General features: G+C 70.8%; 24 protein-coding genes. 10 read left to right on the forward strand and 14 right to left on the reverse strand.

What is annotated here, in order from left to right; translation table 11 throughout:
- Nucleotides 1–98 precede the first annotated feature (98 nt).
- The 4 genes from wrbA to ACGFIQ_RS24205 form a co-directional block, all read right to left on the reverse strand.
- Complete coding sequence (gene wrbA, locus ACGFIQ_RS24190; RefSeq protein WP_393247133.1) at nucleotides 99–716, reverse strand: NAD(P)H:quinone oxidoreductase; 618 nt, start codon at nucleotides 714–716, stop codon at nucleotides 99–101.
- 293 nt (nucleotides 717–1,009) lie between these two features.
- Nucleotides 1,010–1,378 carry a DUF3037 domain-containing protein gene (locus ACGFIQ_RS24195; RefSeq protein ID WP_357074482.1) on the reverse strand — a complete coding sequence of 123 codons (369 nt, stop codon included), beginning with the start codon at nucleotides 1,376–1,378 and terminating at the stop codon, nucleotides 1,010–1,012.
- Nucleotides 1,375–2,133 carry a HipA family kinase gene (locus ACGFIQ_RS24200; protein WP_393247135.1) on the reverse strand — a complete coding sequence of 253 codons (759 nt, stop codon included), beginning with the start codon at nucleotides 2,131–2,133 and terminating at the stop codon, nucleotides 1,375–1,377. Before ACGFIQ_RS24200 ends, ACGFIQ_RS24195 begins: the two co-directional genes overlap by 4 nt.
- 62 nt (nucleotides 2,134–2,195) lie before the next feature.
- A complete protein-coding gene (locus ACGFIQ_RS24205) occupies nucleotides 2,196–2,588 on the reverse strand; it encodes a hypothetical protein (RefSeq protein WP_393247137.1) in 393 nt (130 codons plus the stop codon).
- 136 nt (nucleotides 2,589–2,724) lie between these two features.
- Between ACGFIQ_RS24205 and ACGFIQ_RS24210 the strand changes: the two genes are divergently transcribed.
- Nucleotides 2,725–3,834, forward strand: coding sequence for a winged helix DNA-binding domain-containing protein (locus ACGFIQ_RS24210; protein ID WP_393247139.1), 1,110 nt, complete (start codon nucleotides 2,725–2,727; stop codon nucleotides 3,832–3,834).
- A 52-nt stretch (nucleotides 3,835–3,886) separates the two neighbouring features.
- On the opposite strand, the gene malQ is transcribed toward ACGFIQ_RS24210, so the two are convergent.
- The 5 genes from malQ to ACGFIQ_RS24235 all read right to left on the reverse strand — a co-directional run bounded on the left by malQ (nucleotide 3,887) and on the right by ACGFIQ_RS24235 (nucleotide 10,911).
- Nucleotides 3,887–6,046: a 4-alpha-glucanotransferase gene (malQ, locus tag ACGFIQ_RS24215; RefSeq protein ID WP_393247141.1), complete on the reverse strand. Its 2,160-nt coding sequence runs from the start codon at nucleotides 6,044–6,046 to the stop codon at nucleotides 3,887–3,889.
- Between the two features lie 491 nt (nucleotides 6,047–6,537).
- Nucleotides 6,538–7,746 (reverse strand): ABC transporter ATP-binding protein, encoded by a 1,209-nt coding sequence (locus tag ACGFIQ_RS24220; protein WP_393247143.1) that lies wholly within the window; start codon nucleotides 7,744–7,746, stop codon nucleotides 6,538–6,540.
- 10 nt (nucleotides 7,747–7,756) lie between these two features.
- The gene (locus tag ACGFIQ_RS24225; RefSeq protein WP_393247145.1) at nucleotides 7,757–8,593 is read right to left on the reverse strand and encodes a carbohydrate ABC transporter permease; all 837 of its coding nucleotides are present in this window, start codon (nucleotides 8,591–8,593) and stop codon (nucleotides 7,757–7,759) included.
- Between the two features lies 1 nt (nucleotide 8,594).
- Nucleotides 8,595–9,512 (reverse strand): carbohydrate ABC transporter permease, encoded by a 918-nt coding sequence (locus ACGFIQ_RS24230; protein ID WP_393247380.1) that lies wholly within the window; start codon nucleotides 9,510–9,512, stop codon nucleotides 8,595–8,597.
- 112 nt (nucleotides 9,513–9,624) lie between these two features.
- Nucleotides 9,625–10,911 (reverse strand): ABC transporter substrate-binding protein, encoded by a 1,287-nt coding sequence (locus ACGFIQ_RS24235; protein ID WP_393247147.1) that lies wholly within the window; start codon nucleotides 10,909–10,911, stop codon nucleotides 9,625–9,627.
- A 500-nt stretch (nucleotides 10,912–11,411) separates the two neighbouring features.
- Here ACGFIQ_RS24235 and ACGFIQ_RS24240 point away from each other — a divergent pair, with 500 nt between their 5' ends.
- Both ACGFIQ_RS24240 and ACGFIQ_RS24245 read left to right on the forward strand, forming a co-directional pair.
- A complete protein-coding gene (locus ACGFIQ_RS24240) occupies nucleotides 11,412–11,735 on the forward strand; it encodes a hypothetical protein (protein WP_393247149.1) in 324 nt (107 codons plus the stop codon).
- Entirely contained in the window at nucleotides 11,732–12,130 is a 399-nt protein-coding gene (locus tag ACGFIQ_RS24245; protein WP_393247151.1) for a hypothetical protein, read from the forward strand. The genes ACGFIQ_RS24240 and ACGFIQ_RS24245 overlap by 4 nt, the downstream gene beginning before the upstream one ends.
- Before the next feature lie 18 nt (nucleotides 12,131–12,148).
- Here the strand turns inward: ACGFIQ_RS24245 and ACGFIQ_RS24250 are convergent, their stop codons facing one another.
- Entirely contained in the window at nucleotides 12,149–12,403 is a 255-nt protein-coding gene (locus tag ACGFIQ_RS24250) for a flavin reductase (protein WP_357524533.1), read from the reverse strand.
- 276 nt (nucleotides 12,404–12,679) lie between these two features.
- Here ACGFIQ_RS24250 and ACGFIQ_RS24255 point away from each other — a divergent pair, with 276 nt between their 5' ends.
- From ACGFIQ_RS24255 to ACGFIQ_RS24275, 5 genes are all read left to right on the forward strand, one after another.
- On the forward strand, nucleotides 12,680–13,480 hold the full coding sequence (locus tag ACGFIQ_RS24255) for a helix-turn-helix domain-containing protein (RefSeq protein WP_393247153.1): 801 nt from the start codon (nucleotides 12,680–12,682) through the stop codon (nucleotides 13,478–13,480).
- On the forward strand, nucleotides 13,474–13,656 hold the full coding sequence (locus tag ACGFIQ_RS24260) for a DUF397 domain-containing protein (protein WP_393247382.1): 183 nt from the start codon (nucleotides 13,474–13,476) through the stop codon (nucleotides 13,654–13,656). Before ACGFIQ_RS24255 ends, ACGFIQ_RS24260 begins: the two co-directional genes overlap by 7 nt.
- A gap of 80 nt (nucleotides 13,657–13,736) precedes the next feature.
- A complete protein-coding gene (locus ACGFIQ_RS24265; protein ID WP_393247155.1) occupies nucleotides 13,737–14,081 on the forward strand; it encodes a VOC family protein in 345 nt (114 codons plus the stop codon).
- A 186-nt stretch (nucleotides 14,082–14,267) separates the two neighbouring features.
- Complete coding sequence (locus ACGFIQ_RS24270) at nucleotides 14,268–14,699, forward strand: hypothetical protein (RefSeq protein WP_357074439.1); 432 nt, start codon at nucleotides 14,268–14,270, stop codon at nucleotides 14,697–14,699.
- A gap of 47 nt (nucleotides 14,700–14,746) precedes the next feature.
- Nucleotides 14,747–15,022, forward strand: coding sequence for a hypothetical protein (locus tag ACGFIQ_RS24275; RefSeq protein ID WP_357074436.1), 276 nt, complete (start codon nucleotides 14,747–14,749; stop codon nucleotides 15,020–15,022).
- Between the two features lie 14 nt (nucleotides 15,023–15,036).
- On the opposite strand, the gene ACGFIQ_RS24280 is transcribed toward ACGFIQ_RS24275, so the two are convergent.
- Both ACGFIQ_RS24280 and ACGFIQ_RS24285 read right to left on the reverse strand, forming a co-directional pair.
- On the reverse strand, nucleotides 15,037–15,825 hold the full coding sequence (locus tag ACGFIQ_RS24280) for a L,D-transpeptidase (protein ID WP_393247158.1): 789 nt from the start codon (nucleotides 15,823–15,825) through the stop codon (nucleotides 15,037–15,039).
- Nucleotides 15,826–16,175: 350 nt separating this feature from the next.
- Complete coding sequence (locus ACGFIQ_RS24285) at nucleotides 16,176–16,886, reverse strand: HAD family hydrolase (protein WP_393247160.1); 711 nt, start codon at nucleotides 16,884–16,886, stop codon at nucleotides 16,176–16,178.
- 155 nt (nucleotides 16,887–17,041) lie between these two features.
- On the opposite strand from ACGFIQ_RS24285, the gene ACGFIQ_RS24290 reads away from it, so the two are divergent.
- Nucleotides 17,042–17,692, forward strand: coding sequence for a hypothetical protein (locus ACGFIQ_RS24290; RefSeq protein ID WP_393247162.1), 651 nt, complete (start codon nucleotides 17,042–17,044; stop codon nucleotides 17,690–17,692).
- Nucleotides 17,693–17,704: 12 nt separating this feature from the next.
- Here the strand turns inward: ACGFIQ_RS24290 and ACGFIQ_RS24295 are convergent, their stop codons facing one another.
- Both ACGFIQ_RS24295 and ACGFIQ_RS24300 read right to left on the reverse strand, forming a co-directional pair.
- Nucleotides 17,705–18,283 carry a TetR/AcrR family transcriptional regulator gene (locus ACGFIQ_RS24295; protein ID WP_393247164.1) on the reverse strand — a complete coding sequence of 193 codons (579 nt, stop codon included), beginning with the start codon at nucleotides 18,281–18,283 and terminating at the stop codon, nucleotides 17,705–17,707.
- A 69-nt stretch (nucleotides 18,284–18,352) separates the two neighbouring features.
- The gene (locus tag ACGFIQ_RS24300; RefSeq protein WP_393247166.1) at nucleotides 18,353–18,970 is read right to left on the reverse strand and encodes a TetR/AcrR family transcriptional regulator; all 618 of its coding nucleotides are present in this window, start codon (nucleotides 18,968–18,970) and stop codon (nucleotides 18,353–18,355) included.
- 141 nt (nucleotides 18,971–19,111) lie between these two features.
- Between ACGFIQ_RS24300 and ACGFIQ_RS24305 the strand changes: the two genes are divergently transcribed.
- Nucleotides 19,112–20,314, forward strand: coding sequence for a low temperature requirement protein A (locus ACGFIQ_RS24305; protein WP_393247167.1), 1,203 nt, complete (start codon nucleotides 19,112–19,114; stop codon nucleotides 20,312–20,314).
- The last annotated feature ends 62 nt before the right edge of the window (nucleotides 20,315–20,376 follow it).

Consider the following 20,376-nt stretch of genomic DNA (forward strand, 5'->3'; position numbering starts at 1 on the left):
TGTCAAAGTCCTCGGTCGAGCCGAGGCGGAGTCCAGGCGGCGACCGGTGGCGTGGGCGGGCCGAGAGCCCCCGCCCGTGCCACCGGTCGCCTCCGCCGTCAGCCGGCCATGCCCGCCTTCAGCGCGGCGCCCAGCAGCACGGCGCGTCGTGCGGTGAGCGCGCAGGCCCCGAGCGCCACGGCGTCCGGGGCGATCTCCCCGTTGTTGCTCGTGTGCGAGGCGCCGTACGGGTTGCCGGCGATGAACTGGCTGGTGTCGGTGTACGCAGGGGTGACCACGACACCGCCCCAGTGGTAGAAGACGTTGAACAGCGAGGTCAGAGTGGTCTCCTGCCCGCCGTGCGCGGTCGCCGTCGAGGTGAAGGCGGCGTAGACCTTGTTGGCCAGCGCGCCCTGCGCCCAGAGCGGGCCGGTGGTGTCGATGAACTGCTTCAGCTGGGCCGCGATCATGCCGTACCGGGTCGGCGCACCCATGATCACCACGTCGGCCCAGGCCAGGTCGTCGACCATCGCCTCGGGCACGTCCTGGGTCTCCAGGTGGTGCGCCTGCCAGCCGGAGTTGGAGCGGATCGCCTCGTCCGGCGCCAGCTCGCGCACCTTGCGCAGGCGCACGTCCGCGCCGGCATCTCCAGCGGCCTCGCAGACGGCCTGCGCCATCTGGTACGTGATGCTGGTGGCGCTGTAGTAGATCACCGCTACCTTGGTCTGGGCAGCCATCAGATGTTCCCCTTCTCGTCTCGGGTCAGCTCCCGCGACTACCCGCTGGGGGCAACCTCTAACGGCAGGGCGCACGGGCCCGTTCCGGTCGGTCCGGCTCAAGTTTTCCGCAACTTCCCGACTGTTCCGGTCCCCCGACGCGTACGGACCGCGATCCTGATGTCACCGGTGCCGGTGGTAACCAACCGCCGCCCCGCACCGCGCACCTGAACGGGGGATCGCGCTCCGCCACCAACGGCGCTGGCGTAGCGCGATCAGGGGGCTGCCTGAGCACCGCCGCCGGCCGGCTCCGCTCAGCGGACCAGGGCCGCCATCAAGCGGTCCAGCTCGGCCGCCGGATCGGCGGTGAGCCCGGTGTGCACCGGCCCGGTCTGGATCATCGTGCTGCGCGGAGCGGCCAGCCAGTGGAACCGCTCACCGAGCCGCATCCGGGTCGCCGGCCCGTCGCCGGAGCAGGTCCGGTCCCAGGAGGAGAGCACCGCGGCCACCGCCGGCAGGTCGACGTCGGGCGCCAACGCGCGGACCCGGTCGGCGTCCAGATGTGTACGCGCGGCCAGGAAGTCGCGCTGCTGGCAGTAGAGCAACACCCCGACGTTTATCTGTTCGCCGCGCTCGATGCGGGGCACCAGCCGGATCAGCGCGTACTCGAAGGGTTGCCTCATGCCGCGCTCCCCTGCGGCAGCCAGTCGGCGGTGCGGGCGACCCGGTGGGACAGGTGTTCCAGGTACGCGGCGCGGGCGGCGTCGGCCGTCTCGTAGTCGGCGGCGGTCAGCCACTGCGCCGGCACCAGGGCCAACACCTCGGTGAGCAGCTCCGGGGTGACCCGGGGAGCCAGTTCGGCGTCGGCGTCGGCCAGCCGCGAGGCGAACGGCGCCAGCACGTGGTCCTCAGCTCGGTAGGCACGGTGCACGGCCGCCTCGGCGCGCGGCCAGTTGTGGTGGAAGTACAGCGACGCGCCGTGGTCGATCAGCCACAACTCCCGGTGCCAGACCAGCAGGTTGGGGTTTCGCCAACTCCGGTCGACGTTCTCCACGTACGCGTCGAACCACAGCACCCGGGACGCCAGCACCGGGTCGACGGGGTGCGCCAACGGGTCGAAGCCCAGCGCCCCGGGCAGGAAGTCCATCCCCAGGTTGGCGCCGCCGCTGTTGCGCAGCAGCTCCTGCACCTCCTGGTCGGGCTCGGCCCGCCCGATGACCGGGTCGATGTCGAGCACGACCAGCGGGGGCACCCGCAGCTCCAACCGGCGGGCCAGCTCGCCGCAGATCACCTCGGCGATCAGCGCCTTGGGCCCCTGGCCGGCGCCCCGGAACTTCGCCACGTACGTGCCCAGGTCGTCGGCCTCCACCACGCCCGGCAGCGACCCACCCTCGCGCAGCGGGGTGACGTAACGGATCGCGGTGACCTGGCGGAGCACGCCGCCCACCCTACTGGGGTCCGGGGCCGTGGCGGGCAGGTGTGCCGCCTTCCCGGCGGGCGTCAGTCGAGCTTGTCGCGCAGCTTGTCGACCTGGGTCTGGAGCCGGTCCACCGCGTTCTCGTTGTTGACGAACGTGGAGATGCCCGCGGCCAGTCCGAGGCCGATCAGCACGGCCAGGATGCTCAGCACCAGGCCGCCGATCGACACGCCACGCCCGGTGACCCCGGGTCGGCGTGCCATCTTGAGGCCGACGATGCCGAGGATGATCCCGATGATGCCGAGCACCAGCCCCAACCAGGCAAGGATCGCCGTCAACACGCTGAAGAGCCCGGCCACTCCGAACACCAGGGCGAAGGTGGCGGCGGCGCTCGTCTTGGCGCGGACGTCCCCCCGATGGCTCCGGGATCCGGCTGGTGCGCCGGCACCCCGCACCGGCTCGCTTGCGGCAGTCATGAGAGTCCCTTCCGTACGCGCGGTGCGCGCACTTGCGCGAGCCGCTTTCCCCCGACGACAGCCCTTACGCCTCCCGTCGCGAAAGTGTCGGTGGTCGGCTCTAGGCTGGCCGTCCAGCCTGGGAAGGGACCGCCCGATGCCTGCCGACCTCAGCGCGGCCGACGCGCTGGCTCTGCGGATGACAAGCCTCCTGTTGCGCCCGCACCCGAGCACCCGGCCCGCCGGCGTCGCCGAGGTGGTCGAGTGGTTCGGCGCGATGCAGGCACAGGACCTGGCCAGCGGCCTGTGGTCACTGGGCGCGCGGCTGCCCGGGCGGGCCATCGCGGATGTGCAGGCGGCGTTGGAGCGGCGCGAGGCCCTGCGCACCTGGCCGATGCGGGGCACCGTGCACCTCGTCCCACCCGCCGACGCCCGCTGGATGCTGGAGCTGACCGGCGTTCGCTCACTTGCCGGCGCGGCGACGCGTCGGGCACAGCTCGGGCTGACGGACGCCGACGCCGACCGGGCGGTCGACGTCCTCGGCGCCGCGTTGGCCGGCGGCGGCCGGCTCACCCGGGCCCAGTGCCTGGCGACGCTGCGTGCGGCCGGGCTGGCCACCGACGGGCAACGCGGTTACCACCTGCTCTGGTATGCGAGTGTGCGCGGGGTGACCTGTGTGGCACCGAACGTCGGCACCGACCAGACCTTCGCCCTGCTCGACGAGTGGGCGCCGGACGCACGCAAGCTGGAGCGGGACGAGGCGCTGGCCCTGCTCGCCCACCGCTACGTGCGCGGGCACGGGCCGGTCACCGCCCGCGAGTTCGCCGGTTGGAGCGGCCTCACCCTGACCGACGCCCGACGCGGGCTGGCCGCCGCCGATGACGTGCTGGGCACGGTCCGGGTCGACGGCGAGCCGATGCACGTCGACGCGGCCTTGGCCGACGCGCCGCGCACCTCGCTGGACGACGTGGTGGCGCTGCCCGGCTTCGACGAATATCTGCTGGGCTACCGCGACCGCACACTCATGCTCGACCCGGCGCACCAGGCGGCCGTGGTGCCGGGCAACAACGGCATCTTCCAGGCCACCGTGGTCCGCGCCGGCCGGGTGGTGGGCGTGTGGAAGCGCAAGGTCGGCCGGGCCGCGGTCACCATCACGATCCAGCCGCTGACACCGACGGCGACCGTCGAGCGGGCCCGTGTCGAGCAGGCGCTTGAGCGCTACGCCGGCTTCCTCGGGCTACCTCCCCGGTACGACTGGCTGACCTGAGCGCGCTCGCCAGCGACGGCCTGGCCTTGGTCTGGGCTGGCCTGGTCGAGCGTCAGTCCTCGGGTGGGCGCGCCGCTTGCGCGTCACCCGATGGTGGGCGCGCCGGTCGCCCGTCACCCGATCGTGGGCGTGCCGTGGTGAGCAGGTCGACGACCCGGGCCACCCGCGGGTCCGTGCGGATCTGCGCCACGGTGGCCGGCAACGGCAACCGCCAGTTCGGGTATTCGTCGACAGTGCCCGGCAGGTTGGGCTGGCGCACCTCGCCCAGCACGTCGTAGAGGGAGACGCCGAGCAGCCGGGCCGGGCTTGCGGCGAGCGCGGCGTGCATCGCCACCACCACCTCGCCGTCGTCCGCCGTCGCGGCCAGCTTGGTCCGCGCCGGATCGGTTGGCGCGGACAGCGCAGCCGGGTCGGTTGGCGAAGCCGGGTCGGTCGGCGCAGCCGGGTCGGGCAGCGCAGCCGGGTCGGGCGGCGCGGACAGCGGCGGCGCGGCCGGGTCGGTTGGCGAGGCCGGGTCGGGCAGCAGGCTCTCGGCCCGCAACATCGTGAGCAGGCGCTCCCGGTCCGCGACGGCGCGGGCCCGCTCCACCGCCACGTCGGTGTCGAGCAGCTTCAAGTCGTCGCGGACCCGCACGTGCTCGCCGGTCAGGAAGCCCGCTGCGGTCGGCAGGTCGTGGGTGGAGATCGTGGCGAGGGCGTTGCGCGGCCACCGGGCCGGCGGGACGAAGTCACCCTCGCCGTCGCGCGCGAACCACAGCACCGTCGAGCCGAGCATGTTGCGCCCGCGCAGCCCCCGGGTCACTGCTGGTTGGACGGTGCCGAGGTCCTCGCCGATCACCACCGCGCCGGCCCGGTGCGCCTCCAGGGCGAGGATGCCGAGCATCGCCTCGGCGTCGTAGCGGACGTAGGTGCCCTCGGCGGCCCCGCCGCCCGGCGGCACCCACCACAGCCGCCACAGGCCGGCGACGTGGTCGACCCGGAGGCCGCCCGCGTGCCGCAGGGTCCGGCGCAGCATGTCCCGGTACGCCGCGTACCCGGTGGCGGCGAGCCGGTCCGGGCGCCACGCGGCCAGCCCCCAGTCCTGGCCGAGCTGGTTGAAGTCGTCGGGTGGGGCACCGACCCGCACGCCCTGCGCCAGCACGTCGGCGAGCTGCCAACCGTCCGCGCCGCCCGGGTCGATGCCGACGGCCAGGTCGTGCACCACGCCGACCGGCATCCCGGCCGCGCGGGCCGCCGCCGTGACGGCGTCGAGTTGTTCGTCGCACAGGTGTTGCAGCCAGGCGTGGAAGGCCACCCGGTCGGCGAGCTGGCGGCGCTGCGCGGCGACCGCCGGGGCGTCGGGGTGGTGCAGCTCCGCCGGCCAGGCCCGCCAGTCGTTGCCGTGCCGCTCGGCCAGGGCGCACCAGGTGGCGAAGCTCGCCAGCGCCGGGTCCGCGGCGAGGTCGACCTGCTGGGCGTACGGGTGCAGCAACTCCAGGGCGTGCCGTTTGGCCGTCCACACCTCGTCGTAGTCGATCAGGTCACCACGGTCGGGGCGCAGGGCGTCGACCACTGCCCGGGTCGCCGGATCCGCCGCCCGGTACGCGGCGGTGTCGCTGACCCGCAGGTAGAGCGGGTTGACGAAGCGTCGGCTGGCGGGAGAATACGGTGATGCGGCCACCGGGTGTGCGGGCCCGACCGCGTGCAGCGGGTTGAGCAGCACCAGCCCGGCACCTGTGGCACCGGCCCACTCGGTGAACTCGGCGAGGTCGCCAAGGTCACCCATGCCCCAGGAGCGGTCCGAGGTGAGCGCGTAGAGCTGGAGCATCCAGCCCCAGGTGCGCGGCGGCACGGGCAGCCGGCGGGGCACCACCACCACTGTCACGTCCCGGCCGGCGCAGGCCAGCCGGTGCCAGCCCAGCGGCAGGTCCGCCGGCAGCTCGCCGTCGACCGCGCGGCGGCCACCGTCCTCCAGGGTCACCACGCCGGGGCCGGGCAGTGCCCGGGTGGCGCCGTGGGTGAGCACGACAGTCTCCGGCAGCGCGCCGCGATCGACCGCACGGGCGGCGGCGAGCGCGTCGGCGATGGCCGTCGGGCTGGTGGCGTCCACACCGAGCAGGCCGAGCACGCCCACCACGGTCTCCGGTGCGACCTCGACGCGGCGCTGCCGCCAGTCCTCATACCAGGTGGACACGCCGTGCGCCTTGGCCAGCGCGGTCAGTCGTCGGTCCATCCCGCCCCCCGCCTCACGAAGCGACCTCCGACCACCTTGCCACGACCGACGGCGCGGCGCAGGACACGGACGGGGTCGGCGGGTGAACCCGCCGGCCCCGGCCGGCCCACTGCGTCGCCATGACCACGCAACATCCTTGTTGTAGTGGCATCCCGCGCGACCGACACCACTACAACAACGACAACACCATTGCGTTAGGTGGAACGGCTGTTCGTCGACCAGCACTGCCTCGCCGATCATGGAGTTGTGGTGGGTAACAGAACGCCCGTAAAACCCCCAAAGTCGGCACCACAACTCCATGATCGCCAAGCCGGGCCCAACCCGCTCCCCGATCGGGCACTTCCTGTCCCGGGTTGACCCGCCGGCTACAGCCCTAACGCAACGGTGTTGACAACAACGATCGAGCACGATCTTCACGCCGGACACGCGCGCACGCGCGCACGCGCGGACGCGGCGGACGCGCGGACGCGCCGCACGCGTCAGGGCCGCTGTCAGTCGGCGAGCGCGCCGGCCGCTCGGCCCTCGTGGAGGGTCAGGTTGCGGCCGGTGGCCGGGTCGAACAGGTGGATCTTCTCCAGGTTGAACCAGACCCGGCGCGACTGCCCCTCGGCGACCGGCGACTCCGCGGACAGGCGGGTCACCAGGTTGCCGCCGCCACCGGCGAAGTCTGCGGCACCGGCGTCGGCGGCCAACTCCTCCAGCTCGGCGGCGGTGGCCTTCTCGCCCTCCACGGTGAAGTAGACGTACTTGTCCGAGCCCATCGACTCGACGATGTCGACAGGCGCCTCGAACTCCATGCCCCGGCGGCGGGTGTCGTCGTCGACAAGTTCGGCGTCCTCGAAGTGCTCGGGGCGGATGCCGAGGATCAGCTCGCGGGGCGCGTCGGCCGCCTCCAACTCGCGGCGGATCCGGTCGCCGAGCGGCACGTCACCCAACGCGGTGTGCAGCCCGCCCTCCTGCACGGCGGCGTGCAGGAAGTTCATCGACGGGGAGCCGATGAAGCCGGCCACGAAGAGGTTGCGCGGGTGGTCGTACAGCTCCTGCGGAGGGCCGACCTGCTGCACCGCACCCCCGCGCATGATCACCACCCGGTCGCCGAGGGTCATCGCCTCGGTCTGGTCGTGGGTGACGTAGACGGTGGTAGTGCCGAGCTGCTTCTGCAACCGCGACACCACCGTACGCATCTGCACCCGCAGCTTGGCGTCGAGGTTGGACAGCGGCTCGTCCATCAGGAACGCCTTGGGCTGGCGGACGATCGCCCGGCCCATCGCCACCCGCTGGCGCTGCCCGCCGGACAGGTTGGCCGGCTTGCGGTCCAGCAGTGCGGTCAGCTCCAGCACCTTGGCCGCCTCGTCGACCTTCTGGTTGATGGTCTCCTTGTCCAGCTTCGCCAGGCGCAGCGGGAACGCCATGTTCTCCCGCACTGTCATGTTCGGGTAGAGGGCGTACGACTGGAACACCATCGCGATGTCCCGGTCCCGGGGGGCCTTGTCGTTGACCCGTTGACCACCGATGCGCAGCTCGCCGGAGCTGATGTCCTCCAGGCCGGCGATCATGTTGAGGGTGGTGGACTTGCCGCAGCCCGAGGGGCCGACCAGGATCACGAACTCGCCGTCGGCGATCTCCAGGTCGACGTCCTGCACGGCGACGGTCCCGTCCGGGAAACTCTTGCTCACCTTGTCGAGCACGATGTCAGCCATGACTACCCACCTATCCCTTGACTGCGCCGGACGTCAGGCCGGACACGATGCGGCGCTGGAAGAAGAGGACGAACAGGATGATCGGAACGGTGATCACCACGGCGGCCGCGCAGATCGCCCCGGTGGGGTCCTCGAACTGCGACGCGCCGGTGAAGAACGACAGCGCGGCCGGCACCGTGCGGGACCGCTCGGTGGAGGTCAGCGAGATGGCGAACAGGAAGTCGTTCCAGCAGAAGATGAACACCAGGATCGCGGTGGTGAACAACCCGGGCGCGGCCAGTGGCGCGATCACCCGGCGGAACGCCTGGGCCTGGGTCGCGCCGTCCATCTTGGCCGCCTTCTCCAGGTCCCACGGGATCTGCTTGAAGAACGCCGACAGCGTGTAGATCGCCAGCGGCAGGGCGAAGGTGATGTACGGAAGGATCAGCCCGAGCCAGGTGTCGAAGATGCCGATCGTCCGCTCGATCTCGAACAGCGGCGACACCAGTGACACCTGTGGAAACATCGCGATCAGCAGGGAGACGCCGACCAGCACCTTCTTGCCGGGGAAGTCCAGCCGGCTGATCGCGTACGCGGCCATCGCGCCGAGCACCACGGCGATCAGCGTGGCGATCAGGGCGATGCCGATGGAGTTGGCGAGTGCCCGGACGAACTGGTCGGTGTCGAAGATCGTCTTGTAGTTGTCGAGCGTCCACTCCCGAGGGATGAATTTCCCGTCGGTGAGGGTGGCCGGCGTCTTGAACGACAGCGACGCGATCCACAGCACCGGGACGAGCGCGAAGACGACCACGATGACGTCCAGCAGACCCCAGCGCAGCTTCGCCCGGGTGGTGGTTTCGACAGCCATGTCAGCGCCTCTCCCCGTCGTCGCTGCCGGGGGCAGCGGTGCCGAACAGCTTCACGAAGATGAACGCGATGATCGCCACGGTGATGAAGATCAGCACCGACATCGTCGAGCCGATGCCGAGGTTGAGGCCCCGGATCAGGTTGTTGTAGGCGAGCATCGACACCGACGACGTCTCGTTGCCACCGGCGGTCAGCACGAAGATGTTGTCGAAGACGCGGAACGCGTCCAGGGTGCGGAACAGCAGCGCGACCAGGATCGCCGGCTTCATCACCGGCAGCATCACCTTGGTGAACTTCTGCCAGGCGGTGGCACCGTCGGTGGAGGCCGCCTTGAGCAGGTCCTCCGGCACCAGCGCCAGCCCGGCCATCAGCAGCAGCGCCATGAACGGTGTGGTCTTCCAGATCTCCGCGAGCATGATGATCGCCAGTGAGCTGGCCCGCTCGGTGAGGGGCGCGCCGTCACTGAACAGGTCGGCCAAGTAGCCGGTGCCGGGCGTCCAGGCGTATCGCCAGGAGAACGCCGCGACCACTGTGACGATCCCGTACGGGATGAGCGCCGAGGTGCGCACGATGCCCCGCCCGACAAGCGTGCGGTGCATGATGATCGCCAGGCCCATGCCGAGCACCAACTCGACGGCCACCGTGACCACCGTGATCAGCGCGGTCACCCCGAACGCGGTCCACCAGAACTCGTTGCTGAGCACTGTGACGTAGTTGTCCAGCCCGATGAACTCCCGCTGGTCGGGGAAGCGCAGGTCGTAGCGCTGCAACGACAACCAGACCGAATAGATGATCGGGTACGCGGTCACCAGGATCATGACCAGCGCGGCGGGTGCGCAGAGCAGCCAACCCAACCTGCGTTCGGATCTCTTGTTGGCGCTCAGTGGCGGCTTACGGCGACCACCACGTTGGGTGGGCACGGCGGCGCGCTGGTCGTCGGTCTTCTCCGGGGTCTCGGTGGTGGCGGGCCGGGTCACGGTGTCACCTCTTCTCGCGACTGCGGGGCTCGCAAAACCGGCTCACTCCTCGCGCTCACGGCAGCACCCCCTTCGACTGGAGGGCGTCGGCGATGGCGCCGCGCAGCTCGTCGGCGGTCTGCTGGGGACGGATCGCCGACGGCGGCGACAGGATCGCCGACATCACTGTGGAGATGCTCTGGTACGCCGGTGTCAGGGGACGGGTCGCCGGCTCCTTCAGCTCTTCCAGGATGGTGTCCTTCATCGGGTACGCCTCGGTCATCTCCGGGTCCTCGAAGACCGCCTCGATGGTGGGTGGCACGCCGTCGTTGATGGCGGAGAACTTCTGGTGCTCGGGGTTGCGGAGGCACCGGGCCGCCTCGAAGGACAGCTCCGGGTGCTTGGAGTAGGAGCTGACCGCGAGGTTGGCCCCGCCGATGGTGACCTTGCTCGGGGTGCCCTCGTCGATGCCGGGGATCCGGGCCCAGCCGACCTGCTTGGCCAGCTCCGGGTTGGCTTCCTGCAGGGCCGGGTAGACGAACGGCCAGTTCACCTGGAACGCGCCCGAGCCGGACTGGAACTCCAGCCGGACCGGGTCCTCGGTGGCGTTGCTGAACGACGGCGAGGTCACGCCCGACGTGGCGAACTCCTTCAGCTGCTCCAGCGCCCGGACCGTGCCGTCGTCCATCACGGCCTGCGTGCCGTCGTCGTTGAGGATCTTTCCGCCGGCGCTCTCGGCCATGGTGTTGTAGAGGACGACCAGACCCTCGTACTGGGCGCCCATGGTGAGCACCTGGTACGGCTTGCCCTGGCCCTTGAGTTGCTGGGCCGCGCTGATCATCTGGTCCCAGGTGGTCGGCGGCTGCGGCACCAGATCCTTGCGGTACCAGAGCAGTTGGACGTTCGTGTGCTTCGGTGCCGCGTACAGCTTGTCCTGATAGCGGGCGGTGTCCAGCGGCCCGGCGAGGGTGCCCTGCTCGACCTCGGCCTTGTCCTGGCCGGTCCACTCGCGGATCCAGTCGGCGCTGGCGAACTCCTGGGTCCAGGTCACGTCCAGCCCCAGCAGGTCCATTCCGCTGTCCTCGGCGGCCAGCCGGCGCACCATCTGCACCCGTTGGTCGTCGGCCTGCCGGGGCAGCACCTGGTAGGCGATCTCGTACCGCCCCCGGGCCTGCGCGTTGCAGTCGTCGACGACCTTCTGCAGGTTCTGCTCGGGCGGGTAGTACAGGTTGATCGTCGGTGGGCCACCATCGTCGTCCGCGCCGCACGCGGCGAGCGGTGCGACAAGCGCCAACGCGGCAGCCGCCGCCCCCAGCCGCACAATCGGCCGGCGTCGGTGTCGAGCCGTTTCGGGGTCCGTCATCGCCCTCCCCCTCTCTTCGGCGGAAAACCGGGGAGGGCATCCGTGCCCCGGCGCACGGCGAGACATCTCCGAGCCGACGAGCTGCGAAAACGCCACGGTCCGGATGCTCTGTGCGGCTACTCTGCCCCACCCGCGAAGTCACGAAACCTGGCTGTCACAGCGGAATTACGCGTCGCGCCGCCGCCGTCACCGCACGCCGGCAGGCCGAGGCGCGGGACGTGCGACGCCGCACGCCGGTGCTCCGAACGTGATCGACTCGACTTCCTGAAAGTCGCGCTATCACCCGCACCAGGACACCCCGACATTCAGAAAGCCGAGTCGATCACGCGCGGAGATCGCCATGGTCCTGGCCGCGCTCGCGGGCGCCACGATGTTGGCGCGTCGCCTGTCACTGCGCGAGGGCCGGCCCGCCTCCGACACCTCGCACGCCACCACGGTCAAACCCGCCTGACGGTACGAGCAACACCCGTCCTGAAGTATGACAGGTGTAAGCTGCGCGTATGACAGAGCCTCAGCGCCGCTTCACGATCTCCGTTCCCCCGGACGTGAGTCAGATCCTGGAGAGCCAGGGCAACCGCATGGCCAGTGCCTACGTCACCGAGTCGGTGCGCCGTCGCCGACGGGTGGAGCAGCACAGGGAGTTGTTGCTCGCCGCCGGCATCCATGTCACCGAGCAGGGCGTGGCAGAGGCTCGGGCCCGCCGCCTGGGCGTGGACGCCGAGTGGTCCCCGGAGCGGTTCGAGGCCGAGCGCGCCAAGATCCGCGCCGCCATGGCGGCCGAGATGAACGGCGACGACGACGCTCCCGCCGGCGACGCCGCATGACCTCGGAAATGACGCCACCGGTTCGGCTGATCCTGGACCGGTCGGCCCTGCTGGGCTACGCCGTCCTCCGGACGGTGCACGTGGGCGAGCCCGTCCACGAGGTGATCGAGGACGGGGTGCGGTTCGGGGTGCCGGTGGTGGTGGCCGCCGAAGCGTTGACCATCGCGACCGGCAAGGATCTGGCTCTGCTGCACAAGTTGCTGGCCCTGACCTCCTGCGCGCTGCTGCCCGAGCGGGCGGAAGATCTGCCGGAGCTGACCTTCTGGCAGCGCAGGACCCGCCGCTTCGACCTGGCCGCCGCCGCCGTGGCGGGCCTGACCCATGACTCCGCGGTGCTGACAAGTGAGGGCCCCGGCTACACCGACGGGGTGCCGCTGATTCACTTCCCGGGATGACCGACGGCGGGCCGAGCGTCAGCCCCGGGCTCTCGCCCAGGAGAGGAAGCGCTCGGTCATCCGGGCCGGCGGGTGGTCCGGGTGGAGTTGGGTGAGCTGGGCCGTCGCCTCGCTCATGAGAGTGCCGAGGTAGATGAGCAGCGCGATCCTGTTGGTCCGGTACTCCGACAGCAGGGTGAGCTTCGCCGGCTGACAGGGCCATTCGCTGCCGCAGCTGCGGCACCGCCACAGCGGACGCATGGCCACGTGCGGGACGGGCGGCCGGACCACCATCACCGCCACCCCGCGATGTGGTGGTGATCTGTCGGGCTCAGCACATCGACCTCCTCGGGGGCGGGAAGGGGCCGCTCCCGCAAGGGGGTGACGGGAGCGGCCCGGGGCAGAGCCCGCCGCCGCCATCCCCGGCCACCAGCGAGCCCGCCACTGGTGACAGTTTGCGATGACCCGACTACGGTCGATACGTGCTCGCGGCATCCGTGCAGGTCAGCGGCCCGGTCGAGCAGCCACGAAGGACACGCCCGTTCAGGTTGGGCAGGGATTGGGGATTCGATGGGCAACGTCACCGATTACGTGTTGGAGGAGCTGCGCCTGTTCCGCACGGGGCTCGGGCTCAGTCAGGACGACTTCGGCAGGAGCATCGGCTACTCCGGCTCACACGTCAGCTCGGTGGAGACCGGCGGACGAGCCCCCACGAAGGAGTACACGCGGGCCATCGACACCCACCACCCGACCGAGGGACGCTTCCAACGCATGGTGGAGAAGCTGGCCCGGCTCGACGCCGAGCCGGCCTGGCTGCGCGAGTGGATCGAGTTCGAGCGGGAGGCGACCACGCTGCGCTGGTTCGAGTTGGCGTACGTGCCGGGTCTGCTCCAGACCGAGCGGTACGCGCGGGCCACACTGGCCGGTGGTCGGTTCGACGCCGAGGACGTGGACCGGATCGTCGCCTCCCGGCTGGAGCGGCAGGCGATCCTGCAACGCCCGCGCCCGCCGCAGCTCATCGCCGTCCTGGACGAGGCGGTGCTGCGCCGGCCGGTGCTCGACCAGCCGGGGCTCATGGTCGAGCAGTGCGAGCACCTGGCGCAGTTGGCGACGGCGGAGCACATCCAGGTGCACGTCGTGCCGGTGGATGCGGGGATGTATCTGGGGATGGGCGGGCAGTTCATCATCGCCGAGATGCCCGACGGTGAGCGGGTGGCCTATGCGGACAACCAGCTCACCGCGCAGATCGTCGATACACCGACCGAGGTCGCTAAGCTGGCGAAGACGTGGGAGATCGTGCGGAACGAGGCGCTCCCCCGCCGGCAGTCAACCGAGCTGATCAAGGAAGTGGCGAAGTCATGGACATGCTGACCCCACAGTGGCGCAAGTCGACCAGGTCCGGCGGCAACGGCGGAGCCTGCGTCGAGGTCGCCGACAACCTGCCGAGCGTGGTGCTGGTGCGCGACACCAAGGACCGCGACGGCGGCACCCTGCACGTCGACCCGACGGCCTGGAAGGCCTTCGTCGCGTACGCCAAGCAACGCTGAGCGTCGATCAAGCAGCACCGAGCGTCAATTCGGAGAGGCCCGAACCACGCCCCACACTGGGCCGGGTCGCCGGACCGGGAATGCAGGACCTCTGTCTGGACGCCACCGACGCGCTCGCCCTGGGCGGGTTCTGGGCCCGGATGCTCGACGGCGACGTGGCCGACGCCGGTGAGGACGACACCCGGGTGGACCCCCGCTCGGCGCGCTCGGCCGCCGAGTCGATCTGGGTGAACAAGGTTCCCGAACCGCGGGTGGGCAAGACCCGCGTACACCTGGATCTGCGGTTGGCCGGCGCGGACCCGGCGGCGTTGCCCGCGGCCGGCGCACGGCTGGTTCGCGAGCCGGCCGGGGAGGCCACCTGGTGGGTGCTCGTCGATCCGGAGGGCAACGAGTTCTGCGCCTTTCCGCCGCGCCCCATCGGGTGACCGGCCGACTACCGGGCGCGGGCGACATCGACTAGCGTTTTCGTAACGCCGCAGCCAGCGCGCTCGCCGCCGCCGTCGACACGCCTCCGGCCGACCCCATACCTGCCCGATCGGTTGGTAATCGCGGGAACGTCGCACCGCCGCTCCCCCGGTTCGGCAGGATCGTCCCAACGAGGAGGTGCCGTCGTGCAGGACACCCGCGCTCTCGCCCTGACGTTCGAGGTGAGCGGCCTGCCACCGGTCAAGACCGAAGCGTTGTCCATCTTCGCGGCCGGGCACCGGCAGGCGACGAGGGTCCGCGCCCTGCTCCAGTCCGCTCTCACGGCGGCTCAGCACACCGGCTGGACGCCGTTGCGCGGGCCGATCGAGGTGGATCTGGTCCTGCGGTGCCCGCCCGGGCACCGGACGGCCGACGCCAGCACCCTGCTCGGCGGCGTCTGCGCCGTGTTGCAGGACAAGCGGCGCGTGACGTCGATCGGCCTCAGCCACCTCGGGGTGCTGGTGGACGTCGCCCTCTACGACGACGACCGGCAGATCCGCCGCTTGTCGTACCACGAGGAGCCGGCGGAGGAATTTTCTTACCAGGTACGGGTCGCCGCCGTGCCGGACGGGGTTTGACCGACGACCGCGGTGGGGTATCGCGGACGCCGACGAAGGGAGCACCGATGTCGGAGCCACATGTCACGCTCGACCCACGCGGGCTCGACCCTGTGCAGCAGAAGCTGCGCGGCCCGCTGGAGGAGCAGCTGACCTCGGCGCTTCAGGCTGCCACCGACCGGGTCCGCGCCCACTACGGGGGCGAGCCGGTCGAGCAGGTCTGCCAGCGGCTGTTGGAGGAGACCCGCTCCGGGTTGCATCCCGACATCGCGGCCGGGTTCAACCCGGACATGGACGAGTTCTGCCGGGTGGCGGTGTCGATCGTCCGCGGCGGGGCCTCCTGAGGGCAGGCCCCTGATCAGTACCGTTCGAGCTGGGCGTACGGGCTGAGCACGATGCGCGGCGAGAGGGCCGGGTCCAGCCAGTTGAGCACGCCGACCAGGTGGTCGTGGGCGAGCGAGACACAGCCGGCCGTGGCGTTGCCGGCGCTGAGCCTGAACTCGTGCAGGAAGATGCCGCTGCCCGCGTTGGGGATCGGGGTCGGCACGTTCGGTGGCATGTTGTAGGTGATCACCGCGAAGTGCGTGTACGACGGGATCTCCTGCCACAGCGCCTCGCTGGCCCCACCGGGGTTGGTCGCGCTCTGCTGGAAGGTGTTGTAGCGCGGGGACGACGGGTTCTCGTTCCACCAGTCACCGCTGACCAACCGGTGGTAGGGGTATCGCACGCCCGGGTTGGCGGCGATGCCGTACATGGTGGGGCCGATCGAGTAGACACCGGTGGGGGTGGTCGGCACGCCCTCCACGTGGTTGTCGGTGAACCCCTTGGAGCCGATGCGGGCGGGCAACGCCGCCGAGGCCGGCTGCCAGCGACCCCGGATCCGCGCGTACGCCTCAAGGGTGGCGTAGGTGGTGGTGTAGCTGGTCGCGCCGACCACGATCACCTGTTGGGTCTGCGGCGGCAGGGTGGTCAACCGGGCGGCCCGGTTGGGGCGCGGCGTGGTCGGCCGGGGGCTGCGGCGCACCGGTGGGGTGGTGCCCCCGGGCGGCGGCGGCCGGGTCGCGCCGAGCGCGGGTGCCGTCGACGCGAGCAGGCTCGGCGCCGCCAGACCCGCCGCACTGCCGAACAGGAGAAATCTACGCTTCATCCGGTCATCCTGACAGTCGAACCGACGTGTGGTCCGCCCCGCTCGCCGGATCCTGTCCCGTTCCGTGGCCGGGTCAGGGCCGGGTCCGCAACTACCCTGCCCTGACCCTCGGCCGTCCGGATGATGGGAGCGGACAGCTCCGGCACTCAGCTCCACGGTGCCAACCGCCGAACGCCGGCGCCTACGGCACGTACCCCGCCGAGCCGTGAGCGCCGGCCCAGGCTAGGCCGGTCCGAACCGGGCGGACAAGCCGCGCGGGGCGACCGAGGGCACGACTGACCCCAGGGTAGAAATCAGGCAAGTCGGCGTAACGCGATCATGATCGCTGACGCTGTTCGCCTTCAGTACGCTCAGAAGTGCCGCAGCAGGTCGCGGAACGCGGCGAGGCGCAACACACCGCTGTCGGTGGGGTCCAGTTCGTCGTTCTCCAGGACCCACGTGTTCTCGTTCGGGATGAAGACCGCGTTCAGCCCGGCCGCTCGTGCCGGCAGGATGTCCGACTTCGGGGAGTTGCCGATCATCCAGGCTCGCGACGGTTCGAGGCGGTGTTCCCGGATCAGCCACCGGTACGTCTCGACATCCTTCTCGGCGACGATGTGCGCGGCCCGGAAGTGGTGCAGCAGCCCGCACGCGTCCAGCTTGCGCTGCTGGTCCGCCTGGTCCCCCTTGGTGAGCAGCAGCAACTCGTGCCGGCCGGCCAGCTCGTCGAGCGCGTCGGCCACCCCGGGCATCAGCTCCACCTGGTGTTCGACCAGGGCGACCGCCAGTCGTTCGATCTCCTGCCGCTCGGAGTCGGTGGCCGGTCGTTCGCGCAGCCGTTCCAGACACTCCGCCAGACTGCGCAGGAAGACCTTGCTGCCGTAGCCGTGTGCCACCGTGTTGGCTCGCTCGATGTCGTCGAGGATGAGCCGGATCTCCGTGCGGTCCAGTGTGGGGTGGTCGAGCCACTCCAGAAAATCGTTGATCACCTGCTCGAAGACGATGTTGTTCTCCCACAACGTGTCGTCCGCATCGAAGATCAACGCCTGCGCCTGCCGTCGCGCCGCCTCGCCGCCTGTCATACCGTCCCCTCCCCGTGCTGTCGCCGCCCAGTCGAAGGGACAGGATAGGCGGAAGATCGACGCTGGGTTTCGGGCTTTTCCGTGAACCGTCCCGGCCCGGCGTTCGTCTGGAGGGCGGAATGGATTCCTGGTGGCCGCGAGGTGCGGGACAGCTCATGAGGAGCAACGTGATCACGATGAAGTGGGTTGCCGGCGCGGCGTTGCTGGCGTGCACCGGTGCGCTGGTGGCGTGCGGGGCCGACGCCGACAGGGCACCGACGGCCGGGGCGGGCACGCCGACACCGTCGGGCGCCGTGGCGGGCACGCCGACGCCCCCGGCGGGGAAGCCGTCACCGACGATCGCGACGGACCCCCTGCTGTCCGGCAAGCGCGAGATCACGATGCTGCGGGCGCAGGGGTCCGGCGACGCGCTGGAGCTCAGCGGTCGACTCGAGGAGGGCGGCGACACCGGCGGACGCGTCCTGTTCGTTCCGGTGCCGATCGGCGACGACAGGTACGTGATCAAGGCTTTCGGCACGAAGGACGACCACCCGGCCAACGACGACCCGTCCTGCTGGGCGGTGAACGCCCTGGACATCGAGCCCGAGCTGACCATCGACGCCGCCATCTGCGACGTGGACGACCCGATCCAGCGGTTCACCATCCTCGCCCAGGGCAACGGCACGTACGCGATCCGCAGTGAGAACCGCTTTCTTCAGCACCTCGCCGGCAACGGGCTGATCCTCAAGGAGTTGGGCAACAAACCGCTGGGCACCACGTTCCGGTTCGTCGACAAGGGGCCCCACGACCGCGAGCCCCTCAACTGACCACGCCGCCCGTCACGGCCAGCGCAGCAGCCGTTGGGCGATCAACGCCTCCCGTTCCTCCTGCCCCTCGGGTCGGAGCCGACCACCCCGGGTGAGCATCACCACGCCGTGCAGCAGGCTCCAACCCACCTCGGCGAGGGTGTCCGGGTCGCGGCCCTCGGCCAACGGCGTCAGGGCCGCGCGCAACTCGGCGAAGACCGCCCGCGGCGCGGACGGAACACCATCGACGCCGAGCGCCAGGTCGGGGGTCAGCGCGAGCATCGCGTCATAGACCTCCGGATTGGTGTACGCGAAGTCGAGGTACGCACTCGCGACCGCCGGCCAGGCCCCTTCGGGGCTGCCGGCGGCCTCCGCGTGCGCCTCCGCCAGATCGGCGGCCAGGTCGGCGAAGGCGCAGACGGCGACGGCGGCGAGGAGTGCCTCAAGATCTGCGAAGTGCCGGTAGAGGTCACCGACGTCGATCTCGGCCCGCTCGGCGAGCCGTCGGGTGCTCACCCCCGCCCAGCCCTCCGTCTCGGCCAGCTCTCGCGCGACAGTGACGATGAGGTCACGCCGGTCCTGTTCGGTGGCCTTCTCGGCAGGTCCGGGCACGCAGTCGAGCGTAAGGGCGGACACCTGCCGTAGTCGCCTGGTGACGGATTGGCGACTGTGCGGGGCGGCTCAGGCCAGCAACGCCAACCGGTCGATGAGGGAATCTCGCAGGCGCGGCGGCCAGGGGAACAGCGGCGTCGCCACCTGGAGCTGCGCGTACCCGTGCAGACCGACCCAGAGGGCCGTCGCGTCGGCGAACGGGTCCGCACTTGTCGAGAGTCCCTTCGCGACGCACTCGGCGAGCGTGCGGTGGAAGACGTCGAAGGCTCCCATGCCGAGCACGGCAAGGTCGTCCGCCAGCGCCGGGGCACGATCGCGGGCCTGGCTGGCGTCCCAGACCGCCCCGAACATCAGGGCGTACCGGTGGGGCTGACGCTCGGCGAAGGTCAGGTAGGCCGCGCTGATCGCCCGCAGACGCGCGGCGGGATCCGCGTCGTCCGGCCGGGCCAGCTCCTGCTCCAGGGCGGCGAACGCGCGCTGGGCGACCACGAGCAGGATCGAGTCCAGGTCGGGGAAGTGCGCGTAGATCGACGGTGCCGAGATGCCGGCCTCCCGGGCCACCGCCCGCAGCGTCACGCTCTGCGGATCGCCGCCGTCGAGCAACTTGCCGGCGGCACTGACGATCTCCTCGCGCAGCTGCGCGCCTTCGCCGCGCTTGTTACGTGCCCGCGTTCTCGGTGTGGTCACCCCGTAAGCTTACACCCGTAAAGCCAGCGGCCCAGGTCTCTCGCCCCCAGGTGCCGGAGCAGCCCGTCGCTCGTTGGGTGAGGGGATCACCACGACGGGAGGGCACGTGGTCGCTCGACGGCACCGACCCGTGGCGCACGGATGAGCGAGAGGCGCGACGAAGGGCTGGTGCGCGACGCCGCCAGTCGGCAGCGGGCGACGTTTCTGGAGTTGTTCCTCGACCTGGTCTTCGTCTTCGCTCTCACCCGGATCTCGGCGCGGGTGATCAGCGACTTCACCGACGGTCAGCGGGGCGTGTACGCGGGCCTCGGTCAGGCCCTGCTGCTGTTCCTGGCACTGTGGGCGGTCTGGTCGTTGACGGTCTGGTCGACAAGTTGGCTGGACCCGGAGGCACCGATCGTCCAGACCGTCATCGTGATGACAGCGGTCGGCGCCATGACGATGGCGGTCGCGGTGCCCGACGGCTTCGGCGCGCGTGCCTCCCTGTTCGCCATCACCTATGTGAGCCTCCAGATCGGCCGGGTGGTCTACTTCCACGTCGCCGGGCACGGCCGGCCCGATCCCCGGCAGACCTTCCGGGTCCTGTTCTGGTTCGGTCTGAGCGCACCGCTCTGGGTCCTCGGTGGCCTGACCGCCGAGGGGAGCGTACGAGGGCCGCTGTGGACCACCGCCGCGCTGATCGACTACGCGGGGCTGTTTCTCGGCTGGCCGACCCCCCGCCTCGGCGCGCGACGGCTCGGCGTCCAGGCGATCGCGGCCGAGCACCTGGCCGAGCGGTACCAGCAGTTCCTCCTCATCGCGCTGGGTGAGGCGATCTTCGTCATCGGGTTGGCGTTCAGCGGCAGCGAATTCCACGCCGACCAGACCGGCGGTTTCCTCGTCGCGCTGGCGACGACCGTCCTGCTCTGGCGGATCTACTTCCACGTGGCGGGAGGGCTGCTCGACGCCGCGATCAGCCGCTCCCGCAAGGCCGCGCGGCTCGCCACCGACATGGCGTTCGCCCACCTGATCATGATCGCGGGCATCGTCCTGACCGGCGTCGGCTTCGAACTGTTCATCACCGAGCCACGCGGGCATCTGCCGGCGGCGTGGCTGATCGCCATCCTCGGCGGCCCGGTGCTCTTCCTCGCCGGCCGGGCGACCCTCGAATACCAGGTGTTCGCCCGGGTGTCCCGATCCCGGATCGCTGGCCTACTGGCCCTCGGCCTGCTGGTGCCGGTGACGCTGCGCCTCGATCCGCTGAGCGCGGGGGCCGTCACCGCCGTGGTGCTGCTCGGCGTGGCGGTCGCGGACTCGCGCCGCTCACGGCAACTCCCACCGGAGACACCCGCTCCTCCGCTGTAGTGCCCCGCGGGGCATCGATCCGCCGTAGTGCCCCTGCGGGGCATCGCTGCCGCTGTGGTGCC

Source organism: Micromonospora sp. NPDC048898 (genome assembly GCF_043198035.1).
In the GTDB taxonomy this organism is placed as follows: domain Bacteria; phylum Actinomycetota; class Actinomycetes; order Mycobacteriales; family Micromonosporaceae; genus Micromonospora.